Source organism: Mucilaginibacter sp., from assembly GCF_039921305.1.
Taxonomy (GTDB): Bacteria; Bacteroidota; Bacteroidia; order Sphingobacteriales; family Sphingobacteriaceae; genus Mucilaginibacter.
The window spans coordinates 25,642-45,439 of record NZ_JBDSCA010000003.1; the positions used below are offsets into that span (position 1 = coordinate 25,642).

The window sequence follows — 19,798 nt, forward strand, 5'->3', positions numbered from 1 at the left end:
ATATCCATTTATGAAAAGAATCTCAAAATATCTTGTCGCTATACTACTTGTTGTAGCGTTTTTTAACTGTCGGCAAGGCATCGCGCAAAGTGTTGATTATACCAAATATGTTAATACGTTTATCGGCTCTGGCGCTACAGGGCACACGTTTCCGGGCCCGGTTATGCCTTACGGTTTGATACAATTAAGTCCGGAAACTGGTAACTACGATTGGAGCTATTGCTCAGGTTATCGTTATACGGATAGCACCATAAACGGCTTTGCCCACACACATTTAAATGGAACAGGCGTGCCCGATCTGGGCGATATATTGATCTTCCCCTTTTCGGGGATTAAAAACCGCACGGTGTTTAAAAGCAAATTCGCAAAAGCTACAGAACATGCAAGCCCCGGCTATTACACTGTTGTATTAGGTAAGGGCGATGTAAAAGCCGAGCTAACGGCTACACAACGTGTAGGCGTCCACCGTTACACTTTTAATAAGGCAGGCGAAAACCATATCCTGATAGATTTTCAGAGCGGATTAGTTGATGATATTAAAGAACTGGCCGATCGGGTTTTGGAAAGCGATATCCGGGTAGAAAATAAAACGACCATCAGCGGTTTTATACGCACCAAAAAATGGGTGGAGAAAACAACGTTCTTTTACATCGTATTTGATAAACCTTTTAACCAAAGCAGTTTTATTGATGGCAAGCTAAAACGCAAATTAATGCTCGATATGGCTACCAAAAGGGGGGATAAAGTAGGTATTAAAGTGGCCATATCCACAGTAAGTGTTGCCGGTGCTAAAAAGAACATGGTTGAAGCCACAGGTAAAACCTTTGATGCCATAAGGCAAAATGCCAAAACCGTATGGAACCAATATTTGGCCAAAGTAGCTATTGAAGGTACTGCCGAGCAAAAAGAAAACTTTTACACCTGTATGTATCACCTGTTTTCGCAGCCGGCTAATATTGCCGATGTGGACGGGCAATACCGTGGTGCCGATGATAAAGTGAAGTTATCGGCCAGCAAGGCGTATTACTCTACGCTTTCGTTATGGGATACTTACCGCTCGGCGCAGCCGCTGTATACCATTTTAGATCCCGCTAAGGATGCCGCAATTGTAGCTTCGATGGTGCAGCACTTTGATGCCGTGGGTACCTTACCCGTTTGGACCTTATGGGGAAAAGAGAATTTTTGTATGATAGGCAACCACTCGGTACCAGTAATAGTTGATGCTTACCTAAAAGGTTTAAAGGGCTTTGAAGCCGAACATGCTTACAAGGCCATTAAGACTACCTTAACCCACAACGGTAACCCTAAGTACGATTGGAGCATATTGGATAAATACGGCTACCTGCCATCAGATCTGGTCAAAGTAGAATCCGTTTCTAGAACTATGGAAGCCAGTTATGATGATTGGTGCGCGGCGCAGATGGCTAAGGCGCTGCATAAAACGGAAGATTATCAATTCTTTATGAAGCGGTCTGGTTACTACGCTAACATGTTTGACCCATCAACCGGTTTAATGCGCGGCAAAAAGGCCGATGGCAGCTGGGTTACTCCGTTCGATAAACTGAAGATCTCACATGCCGATTCAAAAGGTGGCGATTATACCGAGGGTAACGCCTGGCAATACACCTGGTCGGTGCAACAAGATATTCCGGGGTTGATCAAATTATTAGGAGGTAAAGAAAAATTCGCTATCAAACTGGATTCACTGTTCAGTATGGATTCTAAAGTGTATGGCGATGGGTGGACGCTTGATGTAACCGGTTTGATAGGCCAATACGCTCACGGTAACGAGGTGAGCCACCACGTAGCTTACCTGTATAATTACGCAGGGCAACCCTGGAAAACCCAAAAGCTGATCCCGCGTATCCTGAAAGAAGAATACAAAAATAACCCCGAAGGTTTAAGTGGTAATGATGATTGCGGACAAATGAGCGCATGGTATGTATTTAGCGCATTGGGTTTTTACCCGGTTAACCCGGTAGGTGGCGAGTATGTTTTGAATGCGCCATTCTACAAAAAAGCAAGCATCAACTTAGGTGGCAAACAATTTACAGTTGAGGTCCCTAACCTAAGCGATAGCAATATTTATGTGCAAAAAATAACGCTGAACGGCATAGAAAATACCAGCGGGTTTTTATCGCACAAAGATATTATGAAGGGCGGCAAATTGGTGTTCACCATGAGTAGTAAACCTAAAATGTGATTGTAAAATATAAAATCTGATATAGATAAATATGAAAAAAAGTAACTTATTAATGTTGTGTTTAGCGGCACAGTTTACCTACACGGCTAAGAGTATCGCGCAAGCCAAAACCGAACCTAAAAACCAGCATTTTGGCACTTGCGTGCACTTTAATCAAGGATGGGATTATACCAAGGTTTTACCGTTGGTTCAGGATTTGGGCGTGGCCTGGATACGTGATGATCTGAACTGGCGCAATGTTGAAAAAACCAAAGGCGTGTACGTTGTCCCCGAAAAAACAATGACCTGGATTAAAGCCGCGCACCAGTACGGTTTAAAACTGATACTGATATTGAACAGGGAAAACAAAATTTACGAAGACTCTTATGACCCTGATGCATACGCCGCTTTTTGCAAGGCCATGGCCGTGCAGCTAAAGGATGATGTTGATGCCTTCGAGATATTGAATGAGCCAGCAAATTTTGGTTTCAGAAAGCAATATGGCGGTACCTGGAATGGCTTAGAGCCCGATGGTAAATCTATTGGTCCATGGGTAGGTAAATATGTAACCTTTATTAATAAAGCTGCCGAAGCTATTAAATCGGTAAACAAAAAAATGAAGGTTATTGGTTTGGGATCTGTGCCACCGGTAAATTTCAGGCAGTTGGCTATGGGTATCTCACCATCGGTTGATGGGATTGTTGATCACCCGTATAGCTATCGTTCCGTGCCCGAGATCATCTCTTTCCCCAGTTCAGAAGCTGGTTTAAAACGCGATGGTATTGCTACGGCTGATACCAGGGGTACGCTAACATCAATGGTGGATATGTACCGCAAACAATCCGAAAAATATAATGGCCCTAAAGAGTTATGGTTTACCGAATCGGGTTACCCTACCTTTCAACCTTTGAGTGATAAAATTTTAAATGCCGGTATAACCGAGGGTGCGCAGGCAACCTATATTCAGCGGCGGTTTATACAATATCTGGGTATGGATATTGATGTTGCACTACAGTATGATCTGAAAAACGACGGTACCGACCCTCACGAATTGGAACATAATTACGGCATCGTACATGCCGATTATACGCCCAAGCCAGCTTACTACGCTTATCAGCGTGTGGCAAAAAGCACCATTGGGCTTGTCCATAAAAATATGGTGGTTAACATAACACCAGGCCCGGGCCGGGTTGATCCGTACCCCATGATCTGGGAAGGTACTAAAATGCCTTCGCCAAATGATATTCCTGTTTATACCTTTGTGAACCAAAAAGGGCAGGAGGTTGTAACGCTATGGTCTGCCGAGCGGGCCAATAATGAATTTCAACCCCGTGTTGCCGATATTGAATTTAAAACAGAGAAAAAGGTATCAAAAATAACGGTAATGGATATGCTGACAGGTGTTACCAGTAATGTGCCATTTAAAGCTACGGAGGGCGGTGCAATGCTTAAAACCTATTCGGTGCCCGATCATGTATTGATGTTTACTATTGACTAAATAATACAGAATGCATAAAGTATTAATTACAGCGCAAAGGCTCATGGCAGCCTCTGCGCTTATTTTGTTTTCGACCGAGGGCAGTAGTGCGAAGGTTATATTGCCAGATATGTTGAGCAGCAATATGGTGCTACAGCAAAAAGCGCAAACCCGGCTGTGGGGTAAAGCTGCGGTAAATAAAACTGTTATGATCATCACATCGTGGAACAAAAAGAAGTATAGCGCTAAAGCGGATGCTAACGGCGATTGGAAGATCAAAATTTCGACACCTGTAGCCGGCGGGCCTTATACTATTGACCTGAGTGATGGTGAATTACTTACCTTAAACAATATTTTAATTGGCGAAGTATGGATGTGCTCCGGTCAATCCAATATGGAAATGCCCTTGGCGGGATGGGGCAAGGTAAATAATTACGAACAGGAAGTAGCCAATGCCAATTATCCCGAAATACGTTTACTACAGGTAAAGCGTATCCCAAGCTCGTTCCCTTTAACCGAGGCTAATGTTACAGATGGTGGCTGGCAGCCCTGTTCGCCACAAAGTGTGCCCGATTTTTCGTCGGTAGCATATTTTTTCGCCCGCAAAATTTATCAGGAAAAGCATATCCCGATAGGACTCATTAATTCGACATGGGGTGGAACCGTTGCCGAAGCCTGGACAGGTGGTGAGTCGCTAAAAACGATGTCTGATTTTGCCACAGCTACCACTAAAATTGAGCATTTACCGCATGACCCTGCTCTGCAACGACAGCAGTTTCAGCAGCAATCGGCAAAATTTGATAGCATTCGTATCTCTAAAGATGCAGGTTATAAAAACGGAAAACCCTATTTTACCCGGCCAGATATTGATGTATCTGATTGGAAGATAATGAATTTGCCCACCTATTGGGAAGTTGCCGGCTTGCCCGATTTTGATGGCATAGTTTGGTTCCGTAAAAAGATAACCATTCCGCAAACCTGGGTAGGGCATGATATTACACTGAATTTGGGGACTATTAATGATGATGATGTTACCTTTTTTAATGGTACCGAAGTTGGTAAAACCAATGGCTGGAGCAAGGTAAGAACATACGCTATACCCGCGGCGTTGGTTAAAGAAGGAGACAACACCATAGTTGTTAGGGTGAACGACGGGAACGGTTCCGGAGGTATATATGGCAAGCCAGAAGGTATGTTTGCCGCTTATGCAGCAGAAAAGATAGACCTATCGGGGCAATGGGTTTACAAAGTTGGCGTATCAAAATCTGAATTACCCGAAGGACCTACGCCTATTGATGGGCCAAATCGCACAACAGTGTTATATAACGCAATGATCAACCCGTTTACACAAATAGCCATAAAGGGCGTGATATGGTATCAGGGCGAAACAAATTCCGACAGGGCATATCAATATCGTACGCTGTTCCCACTGCTAATTACCGACTGGCGTAAAAGGTGGGGCATAGGCGACTTCCCGTTTTATTTTGTACAATTAGCCAACTGGACACCCAGCAAAATTACTCCAGCAGAATCTGCCTGGGCCGAGTTACGCGAAGCGCAATTGAAAACTTTAGCGTTGCCCAACACAGGCATGGCCGTGACTGTTGATGTTGGCGACGAAAAAAATATACATTACAAAAACAAGCAGGAGGTAGGGCGCAGGCTTGCTTTAGTTGCTTTAGCCAAAAGCTATGGCGATACAACAGAATACTCGGGCCCGTTATTTAAAGCTGCTCAGGTGGAAGCAAATCAGGTTCGTATATCGTTTTCGCATGGTAATGGTTTAAAGGCAGCTAATGGCGATTTAAAAGGCTTTGCAATAGCAGGTAACGATAAAAAATACTACTGGGCCACAGCCAAAATAGAAAATAACCAGGTGGTTGTTTCCGCACCCGAAGTACCTCAACCTTTATTTGTGCGTTATGCCTGGGATACTAACCCGGTATGTAACCTTTATAATGCATCCGGTTTACCGGCATCACCTTTCCGTACAGATGATTTTCCGGCAATCACATTTGGGAAAAGGTAGCTTCTTTAGTTATTTGATCGTAATAAAAAGGCGGCCTTGTGTTATTACAGGGCCGCCTTTTTATCGTAATGAAGTTAACCTGATTTTAAGGCGCTATCTTGGTAAAGGTAAAGTAATCAAAGGCCAGGCCATACTTAAACGGATCTGCACTTGATGCATTTGCACCTGTTACCGTAAATTTAAAGTATTTGGTAGTGCTTGTTCCTACTTTCCATTTGCCAAGGTTGGCGTCAATATACTCGGGGGTTGGGTTATACTCGTCATACGGTGCACCAATATCTGAGCCGCCGGCACCCGTAATACCTGCTTTAAACTGGAATATTCCGCGCGACGAGTAGCGTTTTACTTTTGCACTCACATAGTAAGTACCCGGGCCAACGGTTGGTATGGTGTACGATACAAAATCGCCAATGGCATTATCATCTATAATACTTCCGGCGCCACCGCTTGCCGCAGGATCTGCGAAAACACGTACCACATCGCCACTCGAGTACGAGTCTATAGCTAATGATTCGGCTTCGTAAATTGTTGATTGATGCTTACTTCCAAGGGTTATAGCGTAGCTATCCCTGGCATCTGTACCCCAGTCAAAAACAAGCGTTAACTGATGGCTTGCCGATACAGTGTAGGTACCTTGTAAAACAGTATCGGTTTTAGTTACCTCACCACCGTTGGCCCAAGGTATTTTTTCGATGGTAACAAATACACCTTTACCTTCCATAGCGTATGATTTATCGAGGTTGTTTAACTGTACAGCTATTGGGCCTGTAAGTCCGCTGCGGTTACCTAATACAATTTTGGCCAGGCTGCTATCAACGTCTTTACCCGCTATCAGGTCTATATTAGCGCTTGGGGTGGTACTAACTTTGTGGCCTGTAATGTTACCGTATTTCATAAACCACCACCATTCGCCCTTGCGTTTCCATTCGTTGTTTTCTCTAAAAATCATGTTATCCATTTGATTCTCAGGGCCCGAAAATTGGGCATGTACAGAGCCAACAATACCCGCCCTTTCGTGTTGGGCGGCTAACCAACCTACTTTACCAGGGTTTGCATGTAATGAGGTGCCGACATTCGAAATAAATTCATTAATAATAATTAGGGGAGCGGCTAAGCCCCTGGCGGCGTACATGCCCCTCACATCGTCAATTTCTTGTGATGGCGTTTTTGCAGTTAGGGTGTTAGAACTGCCCGGAAAATGCCATGCTAGATAATCAGGTAAAGCTGTATTGGCTTTAGCCGAATCAAGCCACCGGCTAAAAAAAGGATAATCAATGATATCGGGAACTACCGGATTTTTATATTTTATTATTGACAGACTTGGCCCCTCAATAACAATTTGCCTGCCCAGATTTGCAGCCAATGCTTTTAACTTTTTGAAGGCATGTACATAGGTTTCGCAAAAGCGCCTTCTGTTGGTGTCGATCATTGCTGCCGTAGCATTTGTAACTGCACGTGCACCTGCCGGATCCCAAAATTGTATCCCGTCGGCCTCGTTCCAAATGTCAAAGTGGAGCTTATTATCGGCGTAGCCATAACTTATTGCCTGGTTATACTCGTTGGTTAAAAAGGTATCGTATTCTGTCCAGTTGCCTCCGTCTCCGGGCCAGCTTCCCCGGTGATAGCCCCAATCGTCGGATAGTACGAGTATCGTTGTTAAGCCTAAAGCATCGTGACGGGGTTTTAACGGGCCTAAATAGCTCATTTTAACACGATGGAATTGCGGCTTTGTGGGTACTACCAAATAGTCTGGTGGCGAGGCGTTAACTATTGGCACCAGACCGGCTAAAAGGCCACTTGCCCGATACGTCATGGCGCCCTGGTCAACATTAAAATCAACACTTACAGTTTCTGAGGGTACCAAGGCAGGGAAATTACTTGCAGTGGTTTGTTTACTCAGAGCCGTTGCGTCTGGATCGGATTGCTGGATGCTTCCGGGCTTCTTGCACGAAAACAAAGCGAGGAGCAACATGGCTGTTACTCCGGGTTTGATACTTGTTACTTTCATAATTTAAAAATTTATTGGTTAATAATTTGTAGTACTGGTATGCTTAATTGGCTTATTATTAAGTATCCAAATGGCCTGTACAACAAGCACCTATTGGCGAGGCACTGTAACTTAGTTGCAGAGTAAGCGGGCAGTAAATGGTTATTTAATAATTGGTACTACAAGTAAAATAACCAACACTTACAAAAAGATTAAAAAGATATTAAACTATAATTAAAAGCCTTGATATAGTATTAATATATTGATTTATAGGTTTTTATGAAGGTTTTTTTGTGGATGAAATATTTACCAGGTGAAAAACATTATCTAATAGGTAATAATGAGTTATATCTTTATTTGGCTAAAAAACATTAAATTTCATTATCTTAACTTATTGGGGTAACTGATGGAGAAGCGCGCTACACTGGAATCTTATTATCTATCTAAACCGGAGCCTTATCAAAGCTGTTTGCTGGCGCTAAGAGATATTATTTTGCGTACTAATCCTGGCATTTGTCACGAACGCAAGTTTCAGATACCTTTCTTTACTTATAAAGGAAAAAAATTGGGCTATTTATGGCTTAACCGCAAAAAATTGATGCTCGGTTTTTGCCTGGATAAAAGTTTGCAGATATCAACAGAGGGAATTAGGCCAAAGGATAAATATGAATCGATGCAGATAGACCCTAATGCCGACCTGCCAGTGGATGCTATTCTGCAAAGACTGGCTTATTATCTCGCGCTTATTGATAGGCGATAAGTATTTCGTTTTTCTTCAGTCAATTTTAAACCAAGCTGCTTTAGGTAATTGATATTACTTTATTTTCTCAAATAAATGCGGGCTTAATCTTTTTTTAAATCGGTTGCATAATAAATTTTTGTTCTATATTTATTCGTCGTTAGATAGCCATTACCTAAATTACATTAACCAATATCTAACAATTATAACAATGAAGAAAAAAATTATACTTGGATCATTCGCTCTTCTTTTAACAGTTACACTGTTTCTTTCTTTTAAGCCTCAAAACAAAGGTTATACATATAGATTTCAGGACCCATCTTTAAGCATAGAGAATAGGGTTAGTGATCTTATTGCAAAAATGACTTTGGAAGAAAAGGTAGGTCAAATGCTTAATTCTGCCCCTGCCATAGCAAGACTGGGTGTACCGGCTTATGATTGGTGGAACGAGTGTTTGCATGGTGTAGCCCGCACCCCTTATAAAGTGACCGTATACCCGCAGGCTATTGCAATGGCGGCTACCTGGGATAAGGGGTCGATCCATACCATGGGCGATTATACTGCGGAGGAGGGACGTGCAGTATATAACGAAAGCATTAAAAACGACAAACACGGAATTTACCTGGGGCTTACCTATTGGACGCCTAATATTAACATCTTCAGAGACCCAAGGTGGGGTCGTGGCCAGGAAACCTATGGGGAAGATCCGTTTTTAACAGGGGAGATGGGTAGCGCTTTTGTTAGTGGCTTGCAGGGAGATGATCCGAAATATTTAAAAGCAGCGGGCTGTGCAAAACACTACGCCGTACACTCCGGGCCCGAAGATGTAAGGCATAAATTTAACACCGATATTAGTGATTATGATTTGTGGGATACCTACCTGCCGGCATTCCGTAAGCTTGTTGTTGATGCCAAGGTAGCGGGGGTGATGTGCGCTTATAACGCATTCAAGGGCCAGCCATGCTGCGGAAGCGACCTGTTAATGAATAATATTTTGCATAACAAATGGAATTTTACCGGCTATGTTACATCTGATTGCGGTGGTATAGATGATTTTTATAGAAAAAAAGGACATGAGACACATCCGGATGCCGAGAGCGCGGCAGCCGATGCTGTACTTCATGGAACAGATGTTGAATGCGGCAAGGTTACCTATAAATCATTAGTGCAAGCGGTTAAAGATGGCAAGCTTAGTGAAAGTCAGATCGATCAGTCGCTTAAGCGGTTATTTACTGTACGCTTTAGGCTGGGCATGTTTGACGCGCCAGAAGCTAATAAATATAACCGGATTGGAAAGGAAGCACTTGAAGCGCCGGCTCACACCGCGCAGGCTTTAAAAATGGCCCATCAATCTATCGTATTGCTTAAAAACGATGGTCAGATTCTTCCTTTGAGCAAAAGTTTGAAAAAGATCGCTATCCTGGGGCCGAATGCCGATAATGCGGTTAGTGTACTGGGTAATTACAACGGTACGCCTTCGCATGTTGTAACAGCGCTGGAAGGTATTAAAAACAAATTGGCGCCTGGTACCGAAGTTACCTACGAAAAGGCTGTAGATTATGTTGGTGATTCGGTTACGCGTTATGATTATGCTGCTACAGCAGCCAAGGTAAAAGATGCGGACGCGATCATCTATATCGGCGGTATATCGCCACAATTGGAGGGTGAGGAAATGAAGGTGAATAAGCAGGGCTTTCATGGGGGCGACCGTACCTCTATTTTATTGCCCGGTGTACAAACAGAACTGCTTAAAGCCCTTAAGGCTACAGGCAAACCCGTAATATTTGTGATGATGACCGGATCGGCAATAGCCACGCCCTGGGAGGCAAAAAATATGCCTGCAATAGTGAATGCCTGGTATGGCGGACAAGCGGCAGGAACGGCCATCGCCGATGTGCTTTTTGGCGATTATAATCCGGCCGGACGCCTTCCGGTAACTTTTTATGCAAGCGATAATGATCTTCCTGCTTTCACAGATTATTCGATGAATAACCGCACTTATCGTTATTTTAAAGGCAAGCCATTATATGGATTCGGCTATGGTTTAAGCTATTCTAATTTTGCATATAGCGGCCTGAGGGCTCCGTTAACCATAAAGAAAAACGGTAGCGTGACGGTTCATGTTAAAGTAAGCAATACCAGTAAAAAAGATGGCGAGGAAGTTACTGAATTATACCTGTCGCATATCGGATTAAAACAAAAAACGGCGATAAGATCGTTGAAAGGATTTGAACGGACATTCATCAAGGCTGGTGAAACAAAGGATATTGCATTTAAGATCTCCTCAAATGACTTATCGGTAACTGATTCAAATGGTAACCTGGTACTATTGCCAGGCAAGGTAGAGATCAGTATCGGGGGAAGTCAACCTGATAAGAGCACTGTCTTATCAAAAAAGACGGTTTCGAAGGTGTTGGAGATCATCTAACCATGATTAGGTGCAGGTTGATGGGGTTACACAATAACTTTGCCTGTTCTGTGTAATTAATATGTTAAGGCGGGGGCATTGGATACCGCAAATTATGAGATGATGAAAATTAAGGTAATTGTATTGCTGCTATTTAGCCTAATTGCTAATACGGCTTTGGGTCAGGAATTTATAACAATATGGCCAAAGGATAACATACCTAACTCAAGGCATTTAAAACTGCAAGACAGTGTAGCCCGTGAACGGATATTTAGGGTTATGTTGCCAGGTATGTATGCATTTTTCCCCGGAACCCAGGAAAACAAGGGGGCCGCTGTGGTGATTTGCCCGGGTGGCGGCTATGAGCGGCTGGCTTATGTGATTAGCGGTTTGCAGTTGGCTAAATGGTTTAATACTATTGGTGTAACCGCGTTTGTGCTCAATTACCGGTTGCCAAACTCGCCGGACCTGTTGCAACGTGAAAACGGGCCTTTGATGGATGCGCAGCGAGCCATACGCTACATCCGTGCTCATGCCGGTGAATGGGGGATAAACCCGGATAAGATCGGTATTATGGGATCATCATCGGGCGGGCATTTGGCTGCTTCTGCCAGTACGATCAATGATGATGTATCTGCTATTAAAGATAGTTTGGATAAAGTATCTTTCAAACCCAATTTTACCATACTGGTTTCGCCGGTAATTGATCTGAGTACCAGTTATGCCCATGCGGGGAGCGTAAAGAACTTGCTGGGGCCCAAACCTACGGATGAATTGAAACGAAAATTCTCGTTACAATTACGGGTGACGGCGGCTACGCCACCATGCTTTATTGCCGATGCTATTAATGATAAAACGGTTAACCCGATGAATAGCTTGTTGTTTTACCAGGCATTGCTTCAAAACGCGGTATCTGCAAGTTTTCATGCTTTCCCGCAAGGAGGGCATGCTATTGCCTTGCGAAATAATCCGGGATCGACAGAATTGTGGACCAAGTTGTGCGAAATGTGGCTGATAGAAATGAATATCATACCAGAAAAATTGACTGCCAAATAAACCGACCAATGAAGTTAACCTTAACTATAGGTATTTGCCTTTTAGTATTAAATACAGCTATTGCGCAACATACGCAATTACCTAAAATACCGGCAACCAGTTACAATGTTAAAGATTATGGCGCCCTGCCGGATGGGAAAACATTAAACACGCAGGCCATTCAAAAAGCGCTTGAGCTTGCCAAAGTTACCGGCGGAAAAGTAATTATCCCGGAAGGAACTTATTTATGCGGGCCATTAACCATGTATAGTAAAACCGAATTGGTGCTTTCAAAAAACGCTGTGCTTAGGTTGAGTAATGATATTGCCACTTTTCCGGTAGTTAATGCGCGTTGCCTTAATTTTATTGATGTTTCTAAAGCATCGGATATCAAAATATCGGGCGAAGGTACGCTTGATGGGCAGGGCTTGGTTTGGTGGGAGGCCACTGATGCCGGGACACTTAAAAACCGCCGCCCGCAAATGGTGTATATTGCAGGTAGTGAAAGAATTGAGATCACGGGGATCATGTTTTTAAATCCCCCGAATACTCATTTATCCCTTAAAGATGCATTGGAGGTTTATATTCATGATATTACGATCAAGGCCCCGGCAAACTCACATAATACAGATGGTATCAATATCTCGGCACGTAATTGTACCATCGATCATTGTACGATCAATACCGGCGATGATAACATCGCTATCAATTTCGGCAATAAGCAACAGAACAGGCAGGAGCCTGAATGTAAAAATATTGTTGTTAGTAATTGTACTTTCGGTTATGGGCACGGATTGTCTATAGGCAGTTATACGTCGGGTAGTTTAAGTAACCTGCAGGTGATAAAATGTACTTTTGATGGTACTACGTCGGCTATTCGCATTAAAACAGCACGCGGACGGGGAGGGGTGCTTGATCATATCAGTTATACCGATATTGATATCAAAAATTCGCGCTGGCCGATATTTATTTCGGAGTATTACCCCCGTGAACCGAAAACACCGCAGGAAGATACTACTTCTCAAAAAAGTGCTTATACACCAGTATACCGTGATATTCTGCTTAAGAATATTACGGTGAGCAATGCGCAGGAAGCGATCAAGATATGGGGTTTGCCCGAATCGCCCATTGGGCATATCAGGTTTGAGAACGTGAATATCAGCGCGAAGACGGGTGCGTTGATCTATAATGCTGACCAGGTGGAATTTGACCACTCATCTATACGTGTAGAAAAGGGTGAACGGCTCACTACTTATAAAGCTAATGTTACAGGATTTAATTAAGCTAACCATAATATCATATGAAAGATAAGAAACTCTTCCGGGGCATTAGAACGAGTGTTGCTTTAGTGATGGCGCTGATGTTGTTTATGAGTCTAAAACAACAGGATAAACCTGTATTGTATATTATTGGCGATTCTACGGTGCAGAATAATGATGGTAATGGTAAAAATGATTATTGGGGATGGGGCAGTCTGCTTTATCCATATCTGGATACAAACGGCGTGGCTATCCGGAACCATGCTAAATCTGGCACAAGCACCCGTACTTTTATTTTAGACGGGAGGTGGGATAAGATACTCGCGACACTAAAGAAGGGTGATTTCGTTATCATGCAGTTTGGACATAATGACCATGCCGGGGTAGATGATAGCACTAAGCAGAAAGGTTCATTATTGGGTATTAGTGACTCTACCCGGGAGATCATCAGTATTCGTACACATCAAAAAGAGATGGTTCATACTTATGGCTGGTATATACAGAAATTTATTACCGAGGCAAAAGCGAAAGGTGCCATACCTATTGTTTGTTCACTTGTGCCGCGCAATAAATGGGATAAAGGAGAAGTTGTGAAGGAAGCAGAATATCCGGAATGGGCCGAGGCTGAAGCTAAAAAGAATGGTGCCTATTATATAAATCTGAACAGGATCATCGCAAGGCATTGGAAAGAATTGGGGCAGGTAGAAGTGAAAAAGTTTTTCCCCGGCGATGGTACACATACCAGCATCAATGGGGCGCAATTAAATGCCGGTTGTGTGATCGAGGGGTTGAAATTGCTAACTGATTGTCCGCTTCAGCGATACCTGAAATAGAGTTGCTATTAATTGAGCGCAATACTTAATCATTAGCTTCAAAATGCTGGCGCAGCTTTTCTTCTTCCAGATCAAGTAATTCAAATTGCTGTTTCACCAGATCGTCGCTAATGTTCTCTTTTTTATTGAGGGTGAGTAATAGAGCGCGTTGTTCTTTTAAAAGGTGGGCCATAATATGCCTATAGTCTTTATAAAATTCTTCAGCGCGTTTTTCGTTACCATCTTTGTCCCAATCCTTCAGCAACTCCATATCGGCGTGATAGCGGAGCTTGAGGGCTTTTACCATTTCGTTGTTTTTGGTGAGATCGTTGTACTTTTCGTTGAGTATAGTTAGTGATAGGTGGGCAAGCTTTTTGCGTACCAATTGCCTTTGCTGTTCTATTGTGATGGTGAGATCAGGATCGGGCATGTTTACCCACTTTATTATTACCGGCAGTGTTAAACCTTGCAATACCAATGTAACCAATATCACTGTGAAGGTAATAAAGAGGATCATGTCCCGGTTAGGGAAGGGGTGGCCTGAGTTGAGCATCAGTGGGATACTTAACGCCGCGGCGAGGGATACAACACCCCGCATACCCGCCCAGCCGAATAAGGCAGGGGCTTTCCATCCCGGATTGGGATCGGCTACGGTGATGATCTTGCTCATTATTATGGTGACTATGACAGCGCCATAAGTACATATAAAACGGGTCACTATCAATACTCCTGTGATGATCAAACTGTATGTAATAGCATGTGTAAGAGCTTCGCGACCGAGGTTTTTTATGATGACGGGGAACTCCAGTCCAATCAAAATGAATACGATGCCGTTAAGTAAAAAGGCTACGGCTTCCCAAACGTTGATGCCTTGCAGGCGGCTGCGGTTTGATAAGAATTGGTGGCGCCTTGCCGAGAGGAAAAGCCCGCCGCTTACTACGGCCAGAACACCCGAAAAATGAAACTCTTCGGCCAACATATACATGGCATAAGGCGTGATAAAGGTAAGCACTACATCCATATTGGTGGTAGTGGGCAGCCAGCGGTGCACGGCGTAAAACAAAAGCGCTACGGCTATGCCGGTAACGATACCCATTACAATTACCAATACAAAATCGGTAGCGGCTACTCTGAAAACAAAAGAGCCGGTGAGCACTGCCGCCAATGCAAACCTAAATACTACCAAACTGGAAGCATCATTCAGCAAACTCTCACCCTCAACAATGGTAACGAAACGTTTGGGTACTTTTACGGTTTTTAAGAGGGCGCTGGCCGAAACGGCATCGGGCGGTGAAACGATGCCGCCTAATAAAAAACCGGTAGCCAACGTAAAACCGGGAATTATAGCAGTTGATACGAAGGCCACTACGCAGGATGTGAGGATAACTACCGGGAAGGCAAAGCTGCTGATAACACGCCGCCATTTCCAAAAATCTTTCCAGGAGGTATTCCATGCGGCTTCGTAAAGCAGGGGTGGCAGGAAGATCACGAAGATTAGTTCGGGTTGTATTTCTATGCCGCGTAAAAAGGGTACAAAGCCTAATGGAAGCCCAACCAGTACCAGTAGAATAGGGTAGGCAACCCTGATCTTCTGCGCAAGCATAACTACAAAAAGAATGATGACCAGTAGGCAGGTATATTGTATTACGGCGTGATGCATGCACCTAAAATACAATATTTAGGTGGTTATTGGTGTAAGAGAATTGTTATCACAAGCAGAAACTTGCGGGGGCCGCCTATTCTGTTCAGTAACAACAATATTTCAACTTTTCGCTGACTTATAATTGTTAAGTTGATATTTAATTGCGTTTTTTACCGTTAGTAAAAGCTACAGTAAAAACCTTAAGAATGAATACTAAATTATTTGCTACCCTGCTGTTAATGGCGCCCTTGCTGGGGAGTGTTACAATAGCAGGTGCGCATGCAAAGCCTGCCGGATTGGTGATGGCAGCTGCGCCCTTTAAAGTAAAGAGCTATAACATTGCCGAGCACGGTGCCGTTGGCGATGCTACTAAGCTCAATACCAAAACTATTCAAACTGTGATTAATGGTTGCGCCAAGAATGGTGGCGGTACCGTAGTGATACCTAAAGGGGTGTTTTTGAGCGGGGCCATATTTTTGAAGCCGGGTGTGAACCTGGAGATACAGGAAGGTGGGGTTTTAAAAGGATCGACCAATATTGAGGATTACCCCAAAGGGATGACCCGGATAGAAGGCCACTTTGAGCCGTGGCGTGCAGCATTGGTGAATGGTGATAAGGTAGATCATCTTGTTATTAGTGGCAAAGGCACACTGGATGGCAGCGGCGAGCCGTTTTGGAAGTTGTTTTATGGTAAGCGTAAAGAGAACCCGAAAACTACCAATTTAAATGTGGAGCGGCCAAGGTTGGCTTATATTATCAATTCGAAAGATGTGAAGATAAGTGGGATCAGGTTCCTTAATTCCGGGTTCTGGAATTTACACTTGTACCGTGATCAGGGCGTATTAGTTGAGAATTGCCGTTTTGAGGCTCCGAGCGGTTCGGTACCCGATAACCATGCACCAAGTTCTGACGGGATAGATGTGGATAGCTCGCAGGATATCACGATCAGCAAATGTTATTTTTCGGTAGGGGATGATGATATCGCGTTGAAGGGCTCAAAGGGGCCGTTCGCGATGGATGATAAGGATAGCCCGCCGGTTGAGCATATCCGCATTATGGATTGCGTATTTGAAGGCGGAGGTGGTATTATGACCTGCGGTAGCGAGGCTACCATTGTGCGCGATGTGAAAATTGAACGCTGTACCGCCCGTGGCGTTAATGTACTACGTTTAAAACTACGCCCCGATACCCCACAGCAATATGAAAATATCAGTTTAAACGATATTACGATAGATGGTTCGGCAACGTTGTTGAGTATTGCACCGTGGTCGCAGTATTTTGATTTGAAAGGGCAGGCGCCACCAAAGTCGCTGGTTCGGAATATCAGCATCAGTAATGTAAAAGGTTCGGGCTCATCATTAGGGAATCTGAAAGGAAACCCGGGTACAACTTTTGGCAGCTTCAGCATCAAAAATGTAAATATACAGGTTAAGAATGCCAACTTTACACCGCCTGCTTTTGATGGATTCAAATTGGAAAATGTAGTGGTGAATGGTAAACCGGTAACGGTGGAAGCACCTGCGAAGTAATAGTTTGCTGAGTGTGCCCCCGCTTGAACGGGCGATAACGTAAAAGGAAAAGCCTTGTAAGAAATTACAGGGCTTTTCCTTTTTGTAGTGCCTGCATAAAGTTGAGCCTAAGGATATATGGTTTAGTAATCAGCTAATTAAAAACACTGTTTGAAGGATAATTAAAATTAGTTTTATCATGAAAGCGATAGTTTATCCTTTTAAACAGAGTGGCCGAAAATCTTTAAAAGAGTAGGGGAACCTAAATTTTAAGCCTATAGAAACATTCATTTAATTATCCCTTATGAGATGATAGGTATCTCACTATTCACGGAACCATAGCGTGAGTAAAAACCAACATTTTTCTTAAACCAAATTATTTACCAATTATGAAAAAGTTACTATTTGTTTTATTGTTATCTTTTGCCAGCTCAGGTCTATTCGCTCAGCAGGTAAAAGCAAATCAGCCAAGCGATATAAAATACTCTAATGGCGATTCTTATGGATTTTATGTTGACGATGTGCCGGGGGCTGTTTCGTATGATTGGTGGGTTGAAGCGGGGGTTACCCAAGCTACTATATGGCCTGCCTGGGACACTGCAATCGACCTCACATTCTCTCATGCGGGTTATTGTATTGTTCATTGTACTATTACAATGAGCAGCGGTACGCCGATAGATATGCCGCTTGTTGTGGATGTTTATGATGAATAAAAAAAGAGAGCCTGCTATTATGTGATAGCAGGCTCTAATATTATATTGCAAAGTAGACGATTAATTTCTGTAAGCGAGCGTGGTACCAAGCCAGAAAATGATGTTATTTGATTAGTTTGTTTTGCTCGGCTTTTAATTTAATATATCCTTTTTCAACATCATCTTTTATATCGTCAGGATAATTTAGCAATGCCACATGCTCTGTATAATCTTTAGTTTCCCATTTTTTTAAAACAGGCCTATAGGTTTCAACATGGGCACATAATTTCCAAAAGGAATCCGGGAATTTATCTTCAATAATCAAATCGCCGTTTTTGAGTATTACATCATATATTTTTTCATTTATTGGAACAAATACAGTTTGCATCCAGTTTCTCCAGATTTCTTTTTCTTCTTCGGATGGTGGTTTAATTGTATCAAAATAAGAGGGGATATCCTTCCTGTTAAATTCTCGGAACTTCGTCCATGATGCTTTTGAAGACGAAGTTAAACTTAAGAGAGGTCCATAAACTTCTTTAAGTTGCCGGTTAATCCTTTCTAGTTTGTCTTTCCTATTGGCTATTTTAATATCATTTATATACTTAGCCAAGTAACCCATTACGGCTACACCAATAGTAATGAGAGTTGTTATTAAGGTTTTTTGGTCCATATTTATTTTCTATAATAGTAACTAAATGTTAGAATTTCCTTTCTGTACTTTTCAACCATTCACTCATCGCCGTGATTTGATCGGTATGCTCTTTGGCCCACTTGGCATTATCTATGGTTTTATCGGTTAGGGTTATAGTATGGGTAAAGGCGGGCATGTTATTGCTTTGGGATAGTTTGTAGAAGTAAGCGGCAAAAAAATTATCGAAAAAGGATTTGTCGGTTTTCTTTGCGGATAACTCCCCGATAAGAGCGAAAATGGATTTGAACAGATCAATTCCCTTTAGATTTTTTGTTTTGGCTGATAGCACGGCCATGGATATGCCCAAGTTAAGTGTGTTGGTTTCTTTTTGATCGGTAGCGGAAAGCACGATGGTGTTTTTTCCTTTATCGTCAGTTAACACACCGCCCTGAATGATGTGCTGAATATTACCATAGGCTTCGGCGGCGCGGGGGCCGGTTGGTTCTAACAATAAAAAACTGCACAAACCCAATAAAGCATTTGCCCGTTTGTTTTGATGGAATGTTACCAGTGCATATAAACGCTGACTGCCCGGGTGCTTCGGGTTTTTCTTAATGGCTTCTATGGCGCTGTTTTCGGCATCGGCATAATCCCTGTTGCCAAATTGCGCTATGGCTAAGTTATAATAGATCTGCGGGTAATCGGGGTTGATCTGGATGGCGGTATTGTATATTTCGATGGCTTTTTTATGATCGTTAGCCTCATCGTAAATACTGGCCTGCAGACAGTAGGCCGCTACACTTAACGATTTATTATCGGACCTAACCGCCTTATCCAGATAGGGAGTGGCTTCTTTAGCCCGCTTCGCGGCATATAGTGAAAACGCTACTTCATAGTTGGCATAGGGGTTTTCAGGGTCAGTTTTTAGTACTTCGTTAAATTTATCAATGGCTTCGGTGTATTTGCCCTTGTTATGTAAATCAACACCTTGTTTAATCAAATCGTTGCTTTGCGCTGATGCCGAAAAGTTGATTGTGAAGAGCAGGGTTAGGAGGATGAAGTATTTCATGAATTGAAAATACGGAAATGCGATCGGAATGCGTAAATAATTTTTGGTTTACGGCTGTTGGAAACTTCGAACAGCCAAAACAATAGAAACTTATTTTGATCAGCGTTGTTAAGCTAATATCAAAACATTATCCTATGAAAACTTTAACAGTCCCCGGCGATCCACATTCAGTAACCGCAATCGTGTTACCTAAAACAGAGGAGTTCCATGATCATGAAATAGTACGTATCAATTCATCTGACGGTAGCCAAACTGTAGAAAAGAAAATCTTTCGCATTGTAGATGGCGGAGAAGATAAATGGGAATTGCAGTTTGAATAATTCCGATTT

15 protein-coding genes are annotated in these 19,798 nt (G+C 42.9%); 11 read left to right on the forward strand and 4 right to left on the reverse strand.

Annotation, left to right across the window (positions count from 1 at the left end):
- Positions 1 to 10: 10 nt before the first annotated feature.
- From ABIN91_RS00175 to ABIN91_RS00185, 3 genes are read left to right on the forward strand one after another with little or no spacing between them, the layout of a single operon-like run.
- The gene (locus tag ABIN91_RS00175) at positions 11 to 2,203 is read left to right on the forward strand and encodes a GH92 family glycosyl hydrolase (protein ID WP_348047166.1); all 2,193 of its coding nucleotides are present in this window, start codon (positions 11 to 13) and stop codon (positions 2,201 to 2,203) included.
- Between the two features lie 31 nt (positions 2,204 to 2,234).
- Positions 2,235 to 3,680 (forward strand): hypothetical protein, encoded by a 1,446-nt coding sequence (locus ABIN91_RS00180; RefSeq protein WP_348047168.1) that lies wholly within the window; start codon positions 2,235 to 2,237, stop codon positions 3,678 to 3,680.
- Between the two features lie 10 nt (positions 3,681 to 3,690).
- A complete protein-coding gene (locus ABIN91_RS00185; protein ID WP_348047170.1) occupies positions 3,691 to 5,688 on the forward strand; it encodes a sialate O-acetylesterase in 1,998 nt (665 codons plus the stop codon).
- 85 nt (positions 5,689 to 5,773) lie between these two features.
- Here ABIN91_RS00185 and ABIN91_RS00190 read toward each other — a convergent pair whose 3' ends face one another.
- Positions 5,774 to 7,696, reverse strand: a complete 1,923-nt coding sequence (locus tag ABIN91_RS00190; RefSeq protein ID WP_348047172.1) for a hypothetical protein — start codon at positions 7,694 to 7,696, stop codon at positions 5,774 to 5,776.
- A 385-nt stretch (positions 7,697 to 8,081) separates the two neighbouring features.
- Between ABIN91_RS00190 and ABIN91_RS00195 the strand changes: the two genes are divergently transcribed.
- The 5 genes from ABIN91_RS00195 (at position 8,082) to ABIN91_RS00215 (ending at position 13,948) form a co-directional block, all read left to right on the forward strand.
- Complete coding sequence (locus ABIN91_RS00195; RefSeq protein ID WP_348047174.1) at positions 8,082 to 8,435, forward strand: DUF1801 domain-containing protein; 354 nt, start codon at positions 8,082 to 8,084, stop codon at positions 8,433 to 8,435.
- Between the two features lie 190 nt (positions 8,436 to 8,625).
- Entirely contained in the window at positions 8,626 to 10,842 is a 2,217-nt protein-coding gene (locus tag ABIN91_RS00200) for a glycoside hydrolase family 3 C-terminal domain-containing protein (RefSeq protein ID WP_348047176.1), read from the forward strand.
- Positions 10,843 to 10,941: 99 nt separating this feature from the next.
- The gene (locus ABIN91_RS00205) at positions 10,942 to 11,877 is read left to right on the forward strand and encodes an alpha/beta hydrolase (protein ID WP_348047178.1); all 936 of its coding nucleotides are present in this window, start codon (positions 10,942 to 10,944) and stop codon (positions 11,875 to 11,877) included.
- A gap of 8 nt (positions 11,878 to 11,885) precedes the next feature.
- A complete protein-coding gene (locus ABIN91_RS00210; RefSeq protein ID WP_348047180.1) occupies positions 11,886 to 13,139 on the forward strand; it encodes a glycosyl hydrolase family 28 protein in 1,254 nt (417 codons plus the stop codon).
- Between the two features lie 17 nt (positions 13,140 to 13,156).
- Positions 13,157 to 13,948, forward strand: coding sequence for a rhamnogalacturonan acetylesterase (locus ABIN91_RS00215; protein ID WP_348047182.1), 792 nt, complete (start codon positions 13,157 to 13,159; stop codon positions 13,946 to 13,948).
- Between the two features lie 25 nt (positions 13,949 to 13,973).
- Here ABIN91_RS00215 and ABIN91_RS00220 read toward each other — a convergent pair whose 3' ends face one another.
- Entirely contained in the window at positions 13,974 to 15,587 is a 1,614-nt protein-coding gene (locus ABIN91_RS00220; RefSeq protein WP_348047184.1) for a Na+/H+ antiporter, read from the reverse strand.
- A gap of 188 nt (positions 15,588 to 15,775) precedes the next feature.
- Between ABIN91_RS00220 and ABIN91_RS00225 the strand changes: the two genes are divergently transcribed.
- Positions 15,776 to 17,098, forward strand: a complete 1,323-nt coding sequence (locus tag ABIN91_RS00225; RefSeq protein WP_348047186.1) for a glycosyl hydrolase family 28 protein — start codon at positions 15,776 to 15,778, stop codon at positions 17,096 to 17,098.
- Positions 17,099 to 17,466: 368 nt separating this feature from the next.
- Positions 17,467 to 17,790, forward strand: coding sequence for a hypothetical protein (locus ABIN91_RS00230; RefSeq protein ID WP_348047188.1), 324 nt, complete (start codon positions 17,467 to 17,469; stop codon positions 17,788 to 17,790).
- A gap of 103 nt (positions 17,791 to 17,893) precedes the next feature.
- Here the strand turns inward: ABIN91_RS00230 and ABIN91_RS00235 are convergent, their stop codons facing one another.
- Together ABIN91_RS00235 and ABIN91_RS00240 are read right to left on the reverse strand one after the other, a co-directional pair.
- Positions 17,894 to 18,439 (reverse strand): hypothetical protein, encoded by a 546-nt coding sequence (locus tag ABIN91_RS00235; RefSeq protein ID WP_348047190.1) that lies wholly within the window; start codon positions 18,437 to 18,439, stop codon positions 17,894 to 17,896.
- Positions 18,440 to 18,467: 28 nt separating this feature from the next.
- The gene (locus ABIN91_RS00240; protein ID WP_348047192.1) at positions 18,468 to 19,469 is read right to left on the reverse strand and encodes a tetratricopeptide repeat protein; all 1,002 of its coding nucleotides are present in this window, start codon (positions 19,467 to 19,469) and stop codon (positions 18,468 to 18,470) included.
- 134 nt (positions 19,470 to 19,603) lie between these two features.
- Between ABIN91_RS00240 and ABIN91_RS00245 the strand changes: the two genes are divergently transcribed.
- Positions 19,604 to 19,789 (forward strand): hypothetical protein, encoded by a 186-nt coding sequence (locus tag ABIN91_RS00245; protein ID WP_348047194.1) that lies wholly within the window; start codon positions 19,604 to 19,606, stop codon positions 19,787 to 19,789.
- Positions 19,790 to 19,798 lie beyond the last annotated feature (9 nt).

Excerpts from the sequence above, each read along its gene's own strand:
- ABIN91_RS00195 (WP_348047174.1), top strand. The coding sequence starts at position 8,082 with ATGGAGAAGCGCGCTACACTGGAATCTTATTATCTATCTAAACCGGAG.
- ABIN91_RS00175 (WP_348047166.1), top strand. The coding sequence starts at position 11 with ATGAAAAGAATCTCAAAATATCTTGTCGCTATACTACTTGTTGTAGCG.
- ABIN91_RS00230 (WP_348047188.1), top strand. The coding sequence starts at position 17,467 with ATGAAAAAGTTACTATTTGTTTTATTGTTATCTTTTGCCAGCTCAGGT.
- ABIN91_RS00215 (WP_348047182.1), top strand. The coding sequence starts at position 13,157 with ATGAAAGATAAGAAACTCTTCCGGGGCATTAGAACGAGTGTTGCTTTA.
- ABIN91_RS00205 (WP_348047178.1), top strand. The coding sequence starts at position 10,942 with ATGATGAAAATTAAGGTAATTGTATTGCTGCTATTTAGCCTAATTGCT.
- ABIN91_RS00235 (WP_348047190.1), bottom strand. The coding sequence starts at position 18,439 with ATGGACCAAAAAACCTTAATAACAACTCTCATTACTATTGGTGTAGCC.
- ABIN91_RS00225 (WP_348047186.1), top strand. The coding sequence starts at position 15,776 with ATGAATACTAAATTATTTGCTACCCTGCTGTTAATGGCGCCCTTGCTG.
- ABIN91_RS00245 (WP_348047194.1), top strand. The coding sequence starts at position 19,604 with ATGAAAACTTTAACAGTCCCCGGCGATCCACATTCAGTAACCGCAATC.
- ABIN91_RS00240 (WP_348047192.1), bottom strand. The coding sequence starts at position 19,469 with ATGAAATACTTCATCCTCCTAACCCTGCTCTTCACAATCAACTTTTCG.
- ABIN91_RS00220 (WP_348047184.1), bottom strand. The coding sequence starts at position 15,587 with ATGCATCACGCCGTAATACAATATACCTGCCTACTGGTCATCATTCTT.
- ABIN91_RS00180 (WP_348047168.1), top strand. The coding sequence starts at position 2,235 with ATGAAAAAAAGTAACTTATTAATGTTGTGTTTAGCGGCACAGTTTACC.
- ABIN91_RS00210 (WP_348047180.1), top strand. The coding sequence starts at position 11,886 with ATGAAGTTAACCTTAACTATAGGTATTTGCCTTTTAGTATTAAATACA.
- ABIN91_RS00185 (WP_348047170.1), top strand. The coding sequence starts at position 3,691 with ATGCATAAAGTATTAATTACAGCGCAAAGGCTCATGGCAGCCTCTGCG.
- ABIN91_RS00190 (WP_348047172.1), bottom strand. The coding sequence starts at position 7,696 with ATGAAAGTAACAAGTATCAAACCCGGAGTAACAGCCATGTTGCTCCTC.
- ABIN91_RS00200 (WP_348047176.1), top strand. The coding sequence starts at position 8,626 with ATGAAGAAAAAAATTATACTTGGATCATTCGCTCTTCTTTTAACAGTT.